Annotated in this window: 15 protein-coding genes; 9 read left to right on the plus strand and 6 right to left on the minus strand. The window is 62.2% G+C overall.

Annotated features, from left to right (window positions below; genetic code table 11):
- Positions 1 to 72: 72 nt before the first annotated feature.
- From BLT65_RS11160 to BLT65_RS11175, 4 genes are all read right to left on the minus strand, one after another.
- Positions 73 to 714, minus strand: coding sequence for a response regulator (locus tag BLT65_RS11160; RefSeq protein WP_091778138.1), 642 nt, complete (start codon positions 712 to 714; stop codon positions 73 to 75).
- 87 nt (positions 715 to 801) lie between these two features.
- Positions 802 to 1,512: a response regulator gene (locus tag BLT65_RS11165; protein ID WP_042306283.1), complete on the minus strand. Its 711-nt coding sequence runs from the start codon at positions 1,510 to 1,512 to the stop codon at positions 802 to 804.
- Positions 1,513 to 1,647: 135 nt separating this feature from the next.
- Entirely contained in the window at positions 1,648 to 2,301 is a 654-nt protein-coding gene (locus tag BLT65_RS11170; protein ID WP_091777749.1) for a response regulator, read from the minus strand.
- A 662-nt stretch (positions 2,302 to 2,963) separates the two neighbouring features.
- Positions 2,964 to 4,241 carry an MFS transporter gene (locus tag BLT65_RS11175; protein ID WP_091777751.1) on the minus strand — a complete coding sequence of 426 codons (1,278 nt, stop codon included), beginning with the start codon at positions 4,239 to 4,241 and terminating at the stop codon, positions 2,964 to 2,966.
- 116 nt (positions 4,242 to 4,357) lie between these two features.
- On the opposite strand from BLT65_RS11175, the gene BLT65_RS11180 reads away from it, so the two are divergent.
- From BLT65_RS11180 to BLT65_RS11210, 7 genes are all read left to right on the plus strand, one after another.
- Entirely contained in the window at positions 4,358 to 5,251 is an 894-nt protein-coding gene (locus BLT65_RS11180; protein ID WP_042306286.1) for a LysR family transcriptional regulator, read from the plus strand.
- Positions 5,252 to 5,638: 387 nt separating this feature from the next.
- Complete coding sequence (locus tag BLT65_RS11185; RefSeq protein ID WP_091777754.1) at positions 5,639 to 6,352, plus strand: c-type cytochrome; 714 nt, start codon at positions 5,639 to 5,641, stop codon at positions 6,350 to 6,352.
- On the plus strand, positions 6,349 to 7,704 hold the full coding sequence (locus tag BLT65_RS11190; RefSeq protein WP_091777756.1) for a c-type cytochrome: 1,356 nt from the start codon (positions 6,349 to 6,351) through the stop codon (positions 7,702 to 7,704). The genes BLT65_RS11185 and BLT65_RS11190 overlap by 4 nt, the downstream gene beginning before the upstream one ends.
- Before the next feature lie 43 nt (positions 7,705 to 7,747).
- Positions 7,748 to 7,930 carry a hypothetical protein gene (locus BLT65_RS11195; protein ID WP_042306289.1) on the plus strand — a complete coding sequence of 61 codons (183 nt, stop codon included), beginning with the start codon at positions 7,748 to 7,750 and terminating at the stop codon, positions 7,928 to 7,930.
- A gap of 2 nt (positions 7,931 to 7,932) precedes the next feature.
- Positions 7,933 to 8,505, plus strand: a complete 573-nt coding sequence (locus BLT65_RS11200) for a cupredoxin domain-containing protein (RefSeq protein ID WP_042306290.1) — start codon at positions 7,933 to 7,935, stop codon at positions 8,503 to 8,505.
- On the plus strand, positions 8,492 to 10,117 hold the full coding sequence (locus BLT65_RS11205; protein WP_091777758.1) for a b(o/a)3-type cytochrome-c oxidase subunit 1: 1,626 nt from the start codon (positions 8,492 to 8,494) through the stop codon (positions 10,115 to 10,117). The genes BLT65_RS11200 and BLT65_RS11205 overlap by 14 nt, the downstream gene beginning before the upstream one ends.
- Positions 10,114 to 10,926: a c-type cytochrome gene (locus BLT65_RS11210; RefSeq protein WP_091777760.1), complete on the plus strand. Its 813-nt coding sequence runs from the start codon at positions 10,114 to 10,116 to the stop codon at positions 10,924 to 10,926. Before BLT65_RS11205 ends, BLT65_RS11210 begins: the two co-directional genes overlap by 4 nt.
- Positions 10,927 to 11,056: 130 nt before the next feature.
- Here the strand turns inward: BLT65_RS11210 and BLT65_RS11215 are convergent, their stop codons facing one another.
- On the minus strand, positions 11,057 to 12,706 hold the full coding sequence (locus tag BLT65_RS11215) for a methyl-accepting chemotaxis protein (RefSeq protein ID WP_091777763.1): 1,650 nt from the start codon (positions 12,704 to 12,706) through the stop codon (positions 11,057 to 11,059).
- 339 nt (positions 12,707 to 13,045) lie between these two features.
- On the opposite strand from BLT65_RS11215, the gene BLT65_RS11220 reads away from it, so the two are divergent.
- Positions 13,046 to 13,870, plus strand: coding sequence for a bestrophin-like domain (locus tag BLT65_RS11220; protein WP_091778140.1), 825 nt, complete (start codon positions 13,046 to 13,048; stop codon positions 13,868 to 13,870).
- Here BLT65_RS11220 and BLT65_RS11225 read toward each other — a convergent pair.
- The gene (locus BLT65_RS11225) at positions 13,867 to 14,772 is read right to left on the minus strand and encodes a LysR family transcriptional regulator (RefSeq protein ID WP_091777765.1); all 906 of its coding nucleotides are present in this window, start codon (positions 14,770 to 14,772) and stop codon (positions 13,867 to 13,869) included. The two genes, BLT65_RS11220 and BLT65_RS11225, sit on opposite strands and share 4 nt — an antisense overlap.
- 135 nt (positions 14,773 to 14,907) lie before the next feature.
- On the opposite strand from BLT65_RS11225, the gene BLT65_RS11230 reads away from it, so the two are divergent.
- Positions 14,908 to 15,651 (plus strand): SDR family oxidoreductase, encoded by a 744-nt coding sequence (locus BLT65_RS11230; RefSeq protein WP_091777767.1) that lies wholly within the window; start codon positions 14,908 to 14,910, stop codon positions 15,649 to 15,651.
- Positions 15,652 to 15,729 lie beyond the last annotated feature (78 nt).

Consider the following 15,729-nt stretch of genomic DNA (forward strand, 5'->3'; position numbering starts at 1 on the left):
TCGATCCGGGAGTCCAACAGAAGATTGTTGGGCCGGCGAACGAGATAGAGAATCGGACAACTCCGAAATCATTCAGGTGAGGCCGATCTGGCAGGCATAGTCGATTACGTCGGCCTCCGTCTCGAGCCCCAGCTTGCGCATCGCATTGCGCTTCTGCGTGCTGATCGTCTTTGTGCTGCGGTTCAGCTTGGTGGCAATCTGGCCGATCGTCAGGCCGCTCACGTACATCGTGAAGACTTTCCATTCGCCCGCGCTCATCACGCCTGCCCGCGGTTGCGGTGTGCCCGCCTTCGCAATGGCGGCGCGCGCGTGATCTGACAAGTAACCCTGGCCAGTCAGCGCGGCGTCGATCGCGTGAATCAGCGACGCGGTGATATCGCGCTTATCGACGATCGCGGCAACGCCGTGCTGCAGCAGCCCCATCAGGATCGACGGCTGATGGATCATGGTGAGCACGACAACCGGCAACTGAGGCGTGTGATGCAGCAGCCGCCGCAGGAACTGGATCGCATTGCTTTCTCCGTCGATGCCCGGCATGCCAATATCCGTTACGACGACGTCGCATGCGCACGCATCGAGCAGTTCAGCGAGTGCCTGCGTGCTCGCTGCTTCGCCCGCCACCGACACATGTGCGATCTGTTCCAGCAAACACCTGACGCCCATGCGCACGCACACGTGATCGTCGGCGACGATGACGCGAATCTTGTTTTCCATCTTGTTGTGATCTTGTTGATGGACCGTCACCGTACAGCGCGTTCCCCTCGAGGACGGTCACTTCGCCAGGGTCGCAGCTTCGCTGCGTCAGCCTCTTTTGCCGGACCCGCCTGGGCCACTTGATGGATCGTCAGGCACCAGACCATGTTCGACGGCGAACCGGAACAGATCGGCATCGCTCTGCAGCGACAGCTTGCGCATTGCAGTGCATTTCTGTGCGCTGATCGTCTTGACGCTACGACCGAGCCTCAGCGCAATTTCGGTCACGCCACGCCCGGTCGCATAGTGCGTCAACACTTCGAGCTCGCGCCGCGAAAGAACCTGTCGGACATAGTCGATCCGGCGCGACAACGTTGCGTCGGCGAGCAACGCGCGAATGGCGGGACCGACATAGCATTCGCGCGCCAACGCGGTAATGATCGCCACATGAATCAGATCGATACGGTCGCGCTTGCTGACGACCGCACCCACGCCCAGCGAAATCACCTTTTGCAGGGAATCCGCCGCGATTTCCATGGTCAGCACCACGACCACGACGTCGGGATGACGTTCCTTGAACTGTCGGACCATGTCGACGCCGTCGCCATATGTACCACCAGGCATGTACAGATCCATGACGACAAGCTCGCATTTGACACGCTGCGCCTCAGCGAACAACTCCGATGAGTCCGTTGCCTTCCCAACGATTTCGATATTCGGAAACCCCGACATCAGATTCTCCATCGCGAGTAGGACCAGTGGATGGTCGTCGGCGATGATGGTGCGGATTGGCAGTGTCACATCCTTTCTGATATTCACGCGTGGTCGCTCCCTGTGCTCTGTAGCTTGGTATTGATTCGGCGAGCCCATAGCCGGCTGAGGATCAGACATTCAACCGCCCCCCGACATAAGACTTCTCTGAATTTGGAAGAATCATTTAGCGATGACATTTGATTAGCGATCCTGCACAACCTTCTGCGCAAGACCATACGCCCGCACGAACGCAAAAAGCCCCGGATCATTGCTGACGCCCAGCTTCGCCATTGCGTCGCGCTTTTGCCGGCTGACCGTCCGGACATCGCGCCCCAGGTCGCGGGCGATTTCGGAGATCGACTGCCCGCGCACGAACATGCGGATCACCTCGGCCTGGCGTGGGGAAAGATTGCGCATGGGCGACATGCCAAGCGGCTCACCACTCGCTTCTGCGAGCGTCAGCAGGATCGACTGGCTGACGTAGGAACGGCCCGCGCCCGCCGCGCGGATAGCCGCGGTCAGTTCGTCCATCGATTCGCTCTTGTTGAGCATGCCGATCACGCCGTCGGACACGATCGACCGGAGAATGGCCGCGTTGGTCAGACTGGTCAGCACGACGATGCGCACCTCGGGCCAGCCGCCGCGAATGCGCCGGATGAGCCGCAGCCCGTCGTCCGCGTCACCCGACGCATCCGGCATGGTCAGGTCCGTGACCAGCACATCGCATGAGGTCTTACCCATGAGTTGAACGAGCGACGAAGGGCTCGTTGCCTCGCCGACGATCGTGAATCCTCCGTGCGCCACGAGCGTGGCCCGGATACCGAGCAGAACAAACGGATGATCGTCTGCCAGCATGATTCGAAGATTCACTATTGCCGCCTTGTTATTGGTTTGTGTTTGTCGATGTCGAAACGCTCATTTCGCGGCAACGTCGAAACGAGCCCGCTTTACGACAACGCTCGCGACATATAACGAATCATGTTCTGACAAAATGAATCAAAACATTTGCGGCAAAAATGGAATATCAGAGAGTTCCGAATCAATGGCCGATTCAAAGACAAACTACAAGTTTCGTTGAGTAATTACCGATTTCAGACACTTCCATTGAGATAGTGCTTAACCATTTTCATCGCACTATTTCCGAAGTTTCTAAAGGCAGGTTAGGAAACCACAGCGTGCAGGAAGCTGGCGCGCAGAGGCAATCGGCGCACCCGGCCGGCTCTCGCAAAATCGCGCCAATGCATCTTAGATTTGCAGTGAATACGACGTACGCCACGAAATCATGGTCGCGCAAAATGCTCTAAAGAGAAGAACCCGCTTAGAAAGCGAAACCCACAAAAATCAACCTCTAAAATAATTCCTACTTTCACGACAGAAATATCAGACACATCACATCGATTTTCATCCATAGGGTGAATTCGATTAACTTCACCTTGAAGAAATAACACCAAAATAAAAAAGCGTCCGGCTCATGACCGGACGCAAAAAAAGAGATGTTCAAGAAAGTGTCGACGCGATCACGCCCTGGCTCTCGACGCGTACCCCGCCGCGCGCACGGGCCTCGGGAAGACGGGCAGCGCAATCAGCGCGAACACGCTGGCGATTGCCCACACGGCCGGCCACGAGGTCGCCGCGAGCAGCGGCGGAATGGCAAGCGGTGTAACGAACAGGGTCATGAACGCGCACGTGTTGCCCATCGCCAGCGCGGTGCCCGCGCGGCGCGTGCCCGCGAGCGTCGCGAGTTCGGTGTAGGCGACGCCGTGCCATGCGGACGCGCTCACGCCGCCGAGCACCACCATCGCCGCGAGCACGATCGTGATCGCGCCGTGCGCGCCGTTGGCGCCCGCGGCAAGCAACGCGAGTGTCGCGAACAGTAGCGCCGTCAGCACGCTGCAGGCGCGCATGTACTGGCGCCGGTTGCCGTGCCGGTCCGTCCAGCGCCCGCTCCACACGCGCGCAACGGCGGCGCCCGTCTGCACGGCGGCCATCGTCGCGCTGATCTCGAACACGCCTGCATGGCCGAAGTCGTGCAGAAAGACCGTCGCGAACGTCACGACGGCCAGTTGCGGCACGCACAGCACGCCGATGCCCAGAGCGACACGCCAGACGCCAGCATCGCGCAGCGGCGAAATCGGCGCGGCGGGCGCGGCAGGCGAAGCAGCGAGTTCGCCGCCAGCCGCTGCATGCTGCCCGCCCGACGCAGCCGCGACGGGCGGCTCGTGCAGCCAGCACCACGCGAACCACGCGGTCACCGCGCACAGCACGGCCAGAACGCCATACACGGCCACAAAGCCAAAATGCGCGGCAAGCGACGGCAACGTCAGCGCACCCAATCCGCCGCCAGCGGGAACGGCTGTCTGCCGGATGCTCATCGCGAGGCCGCGCTCGCCTTCGCGAAACCATGCCATTACCGCGCGCCCGCTCGATCCGTTGACGCTGCCGCCCAGCAGCCCGACAGCCAGCAATCCAAGCGCGAGCGGCACGATGCCCGGCGCATCGGCGCCGTGCGGCACCACGAAGCCGGCCATCGCTGCGAGCGCCGCTGCCGTCGCCAGAAGGCCGAGCAGCAGTACGCGCCGGTCGCCCCAACGGTCGGTGAGCAATCCCCATGGCAATTCGCTGATGGCGATACCGAGCCCCAGCATGCCGAGCACGAGGCCCAGCCCGCCGTTACCGATGTGATAGCCGTTGCGCAGAAAAATCGCTGTCGTCGGAATGCCCGAAAAAGCGGCCGAAAAGCTCGCGTTCGCGGCAAAGCCGACGCCCAGCACCTTCCAGCGGTGATTGCCGCCCATTCCAGATCCCTGTCCCACGATCGCCTCCAGTTGTATCGGTTGACGGCTATCGTAGGATTGGACGATCAATCGGAAAAGCGGGAAAATAGGATGTCATCCATCGGAGAATCCGAAACATGAACCAGCGTGCGTTCGACCTTGCGCAGCTGCGCACCTTCGTTGCCGTCGCGGAAGCAGGCAGCGTGTCGGCGGGCGCGGAACGCGTGTTCCTGTCGCAGTCGTCGGCTAGCGAGCAGTTGAAGAAGCTCGAAGAGCGCGCGGGCCAGCCGCTGTTCCTGCGCGGCAAGCAGGGCGTCACCGCGACGCCAGCAGGCGCGAAGCTGCTCGATCATGCACGCCGCATTCTGGCGATGAGCGAAGCGGCTTTCGAAGATCTGCAAGGCCGCTCGCTCGACGGCGAACTGCGCATCGCGATCACCGACTACTACCGGCCACACGACGTCGCGCGCGTGCTGAAAATATTCTCGGAGCAGCATCCGCGGTTGCGTCTGCATGTGACTGTGCTGCCGAGCGCGGTGATCGACAGCAGCGTCGAAGACGACACCACGTTCGATATCGGCCTGTCGCTGCGCATCGTCGCGCCGGACACGAAGCGCGCGGCATCGAACAGGCCGCAAGCGGCGAGCACCGTCGTGCGGCGCGAGAAGCTGGTCTGGGCCATGTCCGCCGACGCCGATCCGCGACACGTCGCCGCGCCTTTCCATCTCGTGCTGCTGCCGTCCACTTGTCAGCTGCAGCGCTTCGTCGTCAGGTTGCTCGACGAGAACAAGGTGTCGTATCTCGTCTCGCATTCGGCATCGGGCATGGCGGGTCTTCAACTGGCGTTGAAGGCGGGGCTCGGCATCTCATGTCTGAATGAATCGTCGATCGGTTCGGGCATGGTGCTGTGTCCGCCGACGATCGGCCTGCCTCAGTTGCCAGCCGTCGAGTTTCATCTGCTGCCCGGACGTCCCGGCGAAAGCGCACGCGTCAGCGATGCGCGTGAAGCGTTCATGCGCCTGCTCGCGTGAATGCGATTGCAGTATCTGCACAAGTGCTTAGTTGACACGACAATTACTGCAACTGTTTTTGCTGCGTTGAAACGCGACCAATTGCCATCTATGATGATTGCAACGCCACCGTCATCGTGATGCCTTAACGTATCAATGCGTTTGCCTGATCGTAGGCAAGCGCGAAGCATGCGCGCGCGTCAATCCGTACCCTCATCTGCATGCTTTTGCGGACTTGACTAGACTGTCGGCGCCGCGCATCGCGCATGTAAGAGCAGCAATCATTCGCATGTCATGGGTCGCTGATGCGGCCGCGGTAGAGAAGCAAAAGAGAAGAGCGCAATGCGTCTCTTCCCAAGGGTGCAACACAACGATATCTACAAACCCTATTTCCCTACGAGGCCAGTCGTGCATCGCAGAACCATCGGCTCTTCGATCCTTTTGCTGCTGTGCGCCCTTTGCGCGCGAGCGTCATTCGCGGCGTCGAACGACGCGCCCACGCCGTCGGCGATGGACGAGAAAATGCACGCCTGCACGACCTGTCACGGTGCGCAGGGCCAGGGGCGCAACAACGATTACTTTCCGCGTATCGCGGGCAAGCCCGCCGAGTATCTGTTCAACCAGTTGACGGCATTTCGCGACGGCGGCCGCACCTATCCGCCGATGGGTTATCTGCTCGCGTTTCTGCCCGACGAGTACCTGCGCAAGATCAGCCAGTACTTCGCCGATCTGCAGCCACCGTATCCGAACCCCGACACCAACCCGGTGCCGCAAGCGACGCTCGATTACGGCAAGCAGGTCGTCATGCAAGGCGACACGAAGCGCGGCATCCCGGCATGCGCCGCCTGTCATGGCGAGCGGTTGACGGGCCAGCAACCGGGCATCCCCGGTCTGCTCGGTCTGCATGCGAGCTATATCGCCGGGCAGATGGGTACGTGGCGCTCGGGCACGCGTCACGCGCTCGCGCCCGACTGCATGCACACCATCGCCGTGAAGCTGAGCGACAAGGACATCACCGCCGTATCGAGCTGGCTCGCGCGCCAGCCGCGTCCCGCCGATCCGCGTCCCGTGCCGCGATTGCCCGGCAAGCTGCCGCTCGCATGTGGGAGCCAACCGGAATGAAGACTCTCTCCCTTAGCTCCGTGTCGATCAGCTCCGTGTATCGCATGCCACGCGCAGCGCGCGTCGCGCGCCGCATCACCGTGTCGCTCGCCGTGGGTGCCATGTTCACGCTCGTCGCGCTCGCGCCGCGCTCGCCGTTCATCGCCGCCGCGCATGCAGCAGAAGCCACCGCGCCTGCTGGCCCGGACACGCGCCCCGAGATCGTCAAGCGCGGCGAGTATCTCGCGCGCGCGGGCGATTGCGTTGCGTGCCACACGGCACCGCGCGGCAAGACGTTTGGCGGCGGCCTCGCGATGGAGACGCCGTTCGGCACCTTCTACACGCCGAACATCAGCTCCGACAAGGAGTACGGCATCGGCAAATGGACCGCCGACGAGTTCTTCAAGATGATGCGCACGGGCAAAAGTCCCGACGGCAAGCTGATCTATCCCGTGATGCCGATTGCGGCCTACACCAAAGTCACGCGCGAAGACTCCGACGCGATCTTCGCGTATCTGCAGTCAGTGGAACCCGTGCATCAACCGAGCCGCAAGCTGGAACTGCGCTTCCCGTTCAATCAGCGCGAACTGCTGATCGGCTGGCGCTCGCTGTATTTCCGCGAAGGCGAGTACCAGCCGAACCCGAGCCGTTCGGTCGAATGGAATCGCGGCGCGTATCTGGTGGAAGGACTCGGCCACTGTTCGATGTGCCATACGAAGATCAATCTGCTCGGCGGCTCATCGAAGAGCGAGCAGTTCGCGGGCGGCCTGATCCCGGTGCAGAACTGGTACGCGCCGTCGCTCACCTCCGACAAGGACGGCGGTCTCGGTGACTGGAGCATCAAGGACATCGTCGATCTGCTGCAGGCGGGCATCTCGGATCGCGGCGCGGTCTACGGCCCGATGGCCGAAGTCACGTATCACAGCCTGCAATACATGACCGACGACGACGTGAAGGCGATGGCCGTCTATCTGAAGACGCTGCCCGATAACGACCCCGGCCGCAAGACGGGCCCGTCGGCGACCGTGAAGCCGGCTGTGTTCGAGAACGGCCAGCGCATCTACATGCAGAAGTGCGCGACATGCCACGGCGAGCACGGCGAAGGTCATCTGCAGCACTATCCGCCGCTGGCGCACAACCAGTCGATCGAAATGGACTCGGCCGTCAACCCGATTCGCATCGTGCTGAACGGCGGCTTTCCGCCCGGCACGCGGCGCAATCCCGAGCCGTATGGCATGCCGCCGTTCGCGCAGGAACTGAACGACGCCGATCTCGCCGCCGTCGTCACGTACATCCGCACCGCGTGGGGCAATCACGGCTTGCCCGTGACGGCGAAGCAGGTCAATGAACTGCGCAAGGCGCCGTTGCATTAGCCCACATCATTTCGCATAAACCTTGTCCTCGGAGATATGGCAGATGGACCCTAACGTTCACTCCGGCGACCATTCCGGCAACGCTTCGGACGACGAAGTCGAACGCATCGTCGCGCAAGGACCGCATGGCGCGATCGCGGTCGCGGGCGTCGCGACCGTGGTGGTGCTGGCGATCTGGATCGGCTTCTACTTTCTCGTATTCGTGCCGCGCGGCGTCATTCACTGATCATGTCGACCCAACCTTCCCATTCCCCCGATAACGGCCATGGCATCGCCGAGCGCTCCGAAAAGCGCTGGGCGTACTTCGTCATCGCGATCGTCCTGTTCATGCTCGTGGTCGTCGTGTACTCAGGGCTGCACTACGCGATGATGCCGCCGTCGCGCGTCGAAACCATCGACCCGTCGCGGCTGCAGATGTCGGGTGAATTCGTCGAAAGCAATCTGGGTACAGGCGTCGATCCCGACGGTACGGTCGTCGTGCGCTTCATCGCGCAGCAATACTCGTTCACGCCGCAATGCCTCGTCGTCCCCGCCGGCACCGACATCACCTTCCGCACGACGAGCGCCGACGTCGTGCATGGCCTGCTCGTCACGGATACGAACATCAACACGATGGTCGTGCCGGGCTACGTCGCGACGTTTTCCTCCTCCTTCGACAAACCCGCCGATCACCTGATGCCCTGCCACGAGTTCTGCGGCTTCGGCCATCAGACGATGTGGGCGCATGTGAAGGTGATCGACAAGGCTGCCTTCTTCGAACAGGCAAAACAACATCGGAGGCTCAGCTGTGTTTCACGCTAAGCGACTCGTTCTCGCGCACTTCTGGCTCGCGTTCATCGCGTTCGGAATCGCGCTGCTGCTGGGCGCATGGCAGATGCTCGTGCGCAGTCCGCTGCATCCGTGGATCGGTGACCCGGAGCTGTACTACCGCTCGGTGACGGCGCATGGCACGGTGATGGCCTACGTGCTGCCGACGCTCGTCGCAATGGGCTTCGGCTACGCGATCGTCGAGCTGGCGCTACAACAGGTGCTCGTCGGCCTGAAGTGGGCGTGGGCCGCCTTCATCCTGCTCGTGGTCGGCGCGGTGATGGCAATGGTGCCCGTTGCGGCTGGCCAGGCGTCGGTGCTCTTCACGTTCTATCCGCCGATGATCGGCAGCCCGTTCTATTACCTCGGCGTCGTGCTGGTGGTGGTCGGCTCGTGGATCTGGGTCGCGCTGATGGGCGTCAACCTGCACGTCTGGAAACGCGCGAATCCCGGCAAACCGGTGCCGCTCGCGATGTACGCGAACGTGGCGGGCGCGTATCTGTGGGCGTGGACGGCCGTGGGCGCGGCGCTCGAAATCCTGTTCCAGATTCTGCCCGTCGCGCTCGGCCTGAAGTCGACCATCGACGCGGGCCTCGCGCGCGTGCTGTTCTCGTGGACGCTGCACGCGATCGTCTATTTCTGGCTGGTGCCGTCGTATATCGCGTACTACACGCTGGTGCCGCGCGCGATTGGCGGCAGGCTCTACAGCGATTCGATGGCGCGCGTGTCGTTCATCCTGTTCCTCGTGTTCGCGATGCCGATCGGCATTCACCATCTGTTCGCCGATCCACAGGTCGGTGCGGGCTTCAAGTTCGTTCACGCGGTGTTCACGGGCATGGTGTCGGTGCCGACGCTGCTCACGGTGTTCACGATCTGCGCATCGGTGGAAATCGCCGGGCGACTGCGCGGCGGCAAGGGCGCATTCGGCTGGCTGAAAGCGCTGCCATGGGACAACCCGATGATGCTCGTCATCGCGTTCTCGTTCATCATGCTCGGCTTCGGCGGCGCGGGCGGGCTCATCAACATGAGCTATCAGCTGAACGAAACCATCCACAACACGCAGTGGGTCACGGGGCACTTCCATCTGATCTTCGGCGGCGCGATCGTCATCATGTACTTCGCGATTGCGTATGAGTTGTGGCCGCAACTGACGGGCCGCGCGATCGGCTCGCTGCGCCTGATCCGCTGGCAGCTGTGGCTGTGGTTCATCGGCATGATGGTGGTTACCCTGCCGTGGCATTACGTCGGTTTGCTGGGCGCGCCGCGCCGCATGGCGTACTACGACTACAGCAATCCCGCGATTGCGCCGCAAGCGGTCTGGGTTGCCGTGTCGGCATTCGGCGGATTGATTCTGGTGATCTCGGGGTTCCTGTTTCTCTACATTCTCGCGAAGGCGCAGTTCGGCGCAATCGAGCAGCCGAAGCAGTTCCGCTTCAGCGCGCCCGTGCATCCCGTCGAGCGCGTGCCCGCTGCGTTGAACAGCTTCGGCCTGTGGGTCGCGCTGATGATCGGACTGACGATCGTCAACTACAGCGTGCCCATCGCGCAACTGCTCGGCTTGCAGCAGACTTCGGTGCCGGCCGTATCGGTGGGAGCGCGGTCATGAACGAAGAACGCGTCTTCAGCCTCAGCAACCGATGGTTCACGTCGAGCGTCGGCGGCGTGATCGTGATCGCCATCGTGGCGATTCTGATCGGCTTTATCTGGCTGCCGTCGAAGCATCCCGACTTCACGCAGCGCGGGTTGTGGGCGACGATCTGCAGCGCAGCGGGCGCACCGTCAAGTTGGTTCACGCAAGCCGACAACGTAGCCGGCCCCGCGCCGAGCAACGTGCTCGTGCTGCCGCCTCTGCCGCCGTGGGGCCGCACGCGTCCCAGCGCTGAGTCGATTGGTCGTGGCGCTACGCTCGCGCAGAACTGCTCGATGTGTCATGGCGTCGAAAGCCTGATCCAGGTCACGGCGCCCGTGCTCGCGGGACAATATGCGGACGTGGTCTACAAGCAGTTGCGCGACTACCAGAGCGGCCAGCGCGCAAACGCGATCATGCCGCCCATCATCGCTCGTCTGAATGATCGCGATCTGCACGATCTCGCGAATTACTATTCGACGCTGCCGCGCCCCGCCGCCGTCGAACAGGCGACGACCGAAGACGCGACCATCCGCAAGTTCGTCAACGAAGGCTCACCGATGCGCAACATCGCCCCATGCGCGGCCTGTCACGGCGATCGTGACCGCAAGGGCGCCGCGCCGTGGTTGGGCGGGCAGTCGTCGGTGTATATGGCGGCGCAACTGCGCGCGTTCGCGGACGGCAACCGGCATAACGACATCAACGAACAGATGCGCAACGTCGCGCGGAATATGACGCCGGAGGAGATCGACGGGGTCGCGAAGTATTACGCTGAAAGGCAGCCTTAGGGCGATACGCTGAAAGAAAAGCGGCGGTGCAAGCGTGAATGCTTGCACCGCCGTTTTGTTGTGCGGTCGTGTAGTTCTGTGCCGCAAGTGAATCGCACTTCGCGATTCACTCACGCCTTGCCCAACGCGATCAAACCGCTTCCACCGCCTCCATCTGCATCGCCACTCCCTGCTTCTGCGACACAACCCGGCGCGCAGCACCCCGCGACGTCGAAGCCTGCCCGCTATCCGTCCTGAACACGGCCACCGCTGTCGTCAGCCGGCGCGCCTGCTCTTCGAGCGAACTCGCCGCTGCCGCCGCCTGCTCGACGAGCGCCGCGTTCTGCTGCGTCACTTCGTCCATCTGCGCGACGGCGAGATTCACCTGATCGATGCCCGTGCTCTGCTCGGTCGCGGCCTCGGCGATCTCGCTCATGATCGCGCTGACACGCGCGATTGCATCGACGATGTCCGTCATCGTCGAACCTGAGCGCTGCACAAGGTCTGCGCCCGCCGTCACGCGTTCGTTCGATTCACCGATCAGACCTTTGATCTCCTTCGCCGCTGCCGCGCTGCGCTGCGCAAGCGAGCGCACCTCACTCGCCACCACCGCAAAGCCGCGGCCCTGCTCGCCTGCGCGCGCCGCCTCGACAGCCGCGTTCAACGCGAGAATGTTGGTCTGGAACGCGATACCTTCGATCACGCCGACGATATCCGCGATACGCCGCGAGTCGTCGACGATCTTCTGCATCGTGCCGACCACCTGCTGCGTGAGATCGCCGCCCTGCGCTGCGAGTGTCGATGCGCCCTGCGCGAGCGAACTCGCCTGCTTGGCGTTATCGGCCGTCTGCTTGACGGTCGACGTCAGTTCCTCGATGCTCGCCGCCGTTTCTTCGAGCGATGCGGCCTGCTCTTCCGTGCGCTGCGACAGGTTCGTATTGCCCGCGGCGATTTCGCTCACGCCCGTATCGATCGAATCGGTGCCGTGACGCACGGTGTTCACCGTCGCGATCAGCGACTCCTGCATCTTGCGCAGCGCCGCCGCGAGACGTCCCATTTCGTTGTCGCTAACGTTGTCGATACGGCCCGTCAGATCACCGTTTGCGATGCGCTGGAATTGCTCGATGGTGGCATCGACGGGATGCACGATTGCGCGAACCATCATCATGCGTCCAAGCCACGCGAAGATCAGCGTCGCCGCCATGCCGATCGCGACCGCGACACTGATCGTGTAGAAGAGTTGCTGTGCTTCCTGGTAACGTTGCTCGGCGTGATCGAGCTGCAGCTTTTCGAGCGTCAGCATCGCCTTTTCATAAGCGCTGTAGAGCGGCGACAGCTTGTGCGCCTGAAGTTGCTGGAAGGCCGCCTTGTCGCCGGACTTGAGCGCGGCGAGCGCAGGCTCGGCGCCATCGTGCAGGAACGCATCGCGCTTGTCCTGCATGTCCTTGATGAGACGCTGTTCGTCGGCGTCGTTGCTGGCCTTGCTGATGTAGTGCGCAAGACGTTCGTTCGACACCTTCTGATACGTATCGAAACGCTTCAGCACCGCATCGGCGCCTTCCTGATCGTTCAGCTCGATCAGCGACGAGTAGGTTGCCAGCGCCAGACGCAGGCGCAGCAGTTGGCCAGCGCTGCCTTCGAGATCCGCCACCGCGGGCGTGTCGACGGTGTACATCTGTTGCAACGACGCATTGCTTTCACGCAGCGATAACAGGCCCGCCGCCGCGCCGATCAGCAATACCACGCCGAACAGCACGACCATCAACGTGAGGTATGCGCGAATCGAAAGACCTTTCAACATGAAGCATGTCTCCTATGGCCGCCTGACGGGAATCTTCCGGTTCCACAGCAGGCTTGCTGCGCCCAGGCCGATAGGCAAGGTCCGCAACCCGATTAAAAATTAAGCAAACGCACCACATTTTCAGTTACGGCTGATTCGAGGAAAACTTTATGGCCTGTCAGGTCGCTTTCGGCCGAAACGCTCGCTAATTGATCTGGCGCATAGACATGCGTCGTCTTGCTAAATATTTCTTCTCGCTATTTGGGTTTGGCGTACGTGATTTAACAATTCCGATCGACACTTGCCCGCGCTTCGAAGTTGTTGGACAGTAGCGAAGCGACGGCTACGCGGACCATGCTCATGCAAGAGACCTTGTCAGCGCTCGTGGTGTTCGCCCTGCTTCTGGCGGGAACAGGCGTCGGCTTTTTCGGCAAGGCTTATCTGCCTGAAGAGCATCGCAGGCACGAGACGCTTCAGCTAATCCAGCTCGTGATGACGATGCTCGTGACGTTCGCGGCGCTGGTGCTGGGCTTGCTCACGGCATCCGCGAAAAGCAGCTTCGATACCGTCGGTAACGACTTCCGCTCTTATGCCGCCGAACTGATCCAGCTGGACATGGCGCTGCGCCAGTACGGTCCCGAGGCGCAATACCCGCGCACGCTGCTGCGCGCGTACACGGCGGCGGCGATCGCCGCGACGTGGCCCGGGGAGAGCCCGCCGTCGGGCGACTATCCAAGGTTCAAGAGCGATCTGAGCCACGAGAAGCTCGAAGGCATCGGGCTCGGCCAAATGCTGAATGACGCGTTCGTCGCCGTGCGCAAGCTGCAGCCCGTCGACAGCTACCAGCAGCACACGCAGGCCGAATGCATCGCGCGTTTCGAGCGCGTCATCCAGGCGCGCTGGACGTTGATCGAAGAAGCGCATAGCTCGATTTCGAAGCCCTTTCTCACCACGCTCACCTTCTGGCTGATGATCATCTTTCTATGCTTCGGCATCGTCGCGCCTCGCAACGCGCTGGCGCTCGTGATGGTCATGCTGGGCGCGGTGTCGATTGCATCGGCCGTGTATGTGATCGTCGATCTCGACACGCCGCTGACGGGACCGATCGTTTCCTCCAGCCTGCCGATGCGCGATGCGCTCGCGCATCTCGACCGCGCTTTAGCGCAACCCTCAGGCGACCATTAGCCGACGTTCAGCCCGCCCGCCGCGTCGAAGATCTCGCGCAGCCATTGTGCGAACACCCGCACGCGTGACGACAACTGACGGCTTTGCGGATAGAGCACGGTGACGGGCATCGGCGGCGGCGGAAACTGCGGCAGTACGACGACGAGGCGGCCCGCAGCGAGTTCGCTCTCCACGCGATAGCGCGGCACCTGCACAAGACCGAGCCCAGCGACGGACGCACCCGTGTACAGATCGGTGCCCGTCACGGAAACGACCGCCTCCAGATTCACCTCGACGATGCGATCATCGACGGTGAATTCGAGCGGCAGCGCGTTGCCCGTCGCGCTCGACATGTAATTGACCGCGCGATGCGTAGTGAGCGCGGCGAGATCGTCGGGCACGCCGTGCCGTTCCAGATACGCGGGGCTTGCGACCGTCACCTGTTCGAGTCGCGCAACGCGCCGCCCGACCATCGACGAATCCTGCAAATTCCCTGCGCGCAGCACGCAATCGACACCCTCGCGCACCAGATCGACCAGACGGTCGTCTTCGCCGATATGCAACTCGATGCCCGGATAGCGCGCCAGAAAATCTGGCAGCGCGGGCACGATGAAATGCCGCGCGAGCGTGCCTTGCAGATTCACGCGCAGCAGACCTTTCGGCGCGGCGTCGCGAAACGAACCTTCCGCTTCTTCCATGTCCGCGAGCAGACGTACGCAGCGGCGGTAGTACGCTTCGCCGTCGTGCGTGAGACGCACGGTGCGTGTCGTGCGTTCGAGCAGCCGCGCGCCGAGCCGTTGCTCCATCCGCTTCATCAGATTCGTGACGGTGGCGCGCGGAATCTGTAGATCGTCGGCGGCACGCGTGAAGCTCTGCCGCTCGGCGATGCGGACGAACACCTGCATTTCCTGAAAACGGTCCATGGCTGTACACGGCGGCTGGCTTCCGCGCCATTGTTGAAGTGAATGGAATGATGATAACAACTTTCGGCTGATTATCTCTTCGCCGAGATATCCGATCATCCTTCTCATCCACTCACCACTTCAAGGAATCGGATCATGAACAACGTCAAGAATGCACAGGTTGCGATCGTCACGGGCGCGTCGCGGGGTATCGGCGCGGCAATCGCGCGGCGGCTCGCCAGCGACGGGTTCGCGGTCGTCGTGAACTACGCGGCAAGCTCGAAGGAAGCGGATGCGCTCGTCGCTGAACTGAAGGCAGACGGCGCTGCGGCCATTGCGGTGAAGGCAGACGTCTCCAACGCCGACGACGTGCGTCGCATGTTCGAAGCGACGGAACAGCAGCTCGGCAAGGTCGATGTGCTCGTCAACAACGCGGGCATCCTGAAGACGGTGCCGCTCGCCGAAACCAGCGACGCGCTGTTCGCGCAAACCTTCGATATCAACGTCCGCGGCACCTTCAACACGCTGCGCGAAGCAGCGACGCGGATGAACAACGGCGGACGCATCGTCAACTTTTCGAGCACGACACTCGCGCTGAACATGCCGGGATACGCGATCTACAACGCCACCAAAGCGGCCGTCGAATCGTTCACGCATGTGTTCGCGAAGGAGCTGCGTGGGCGGAATATCACGGTCAATGCCGTGGCGCCAGGGCCGGTAGCGACTTCGCTGTTCCTCGACGGCAAGACGGAAGAGCAGATTCAGACGTTCGCGAAGATGCCGCCGCTGCAACGTCTGGGACAGCCTGAGGATATTGCTTCCGTGGTCGCGTTTCTCGCAGGGGCGGATGGCGCGTGGGTGAATGGGCAGATTTTGCGGGCGAATGGCGGGGTGGCTTGAGGCCCGGCGCCTGGCGCTTTACACCTGATTTGCGTTTGCGATTCGGCCGAAACGTCAGCATGTAAAAAAACACCCCGC

This window comes from Paraburkholderia steynii, from assembly GCF_900100565.1.
Classification (GTDB): Bacteria; Pseudomonadota; Gammaproteobacteria; order Burkholderiales; family Burkholderiaceae; genus Paraburkholderia; species Paraburkholderia terrae.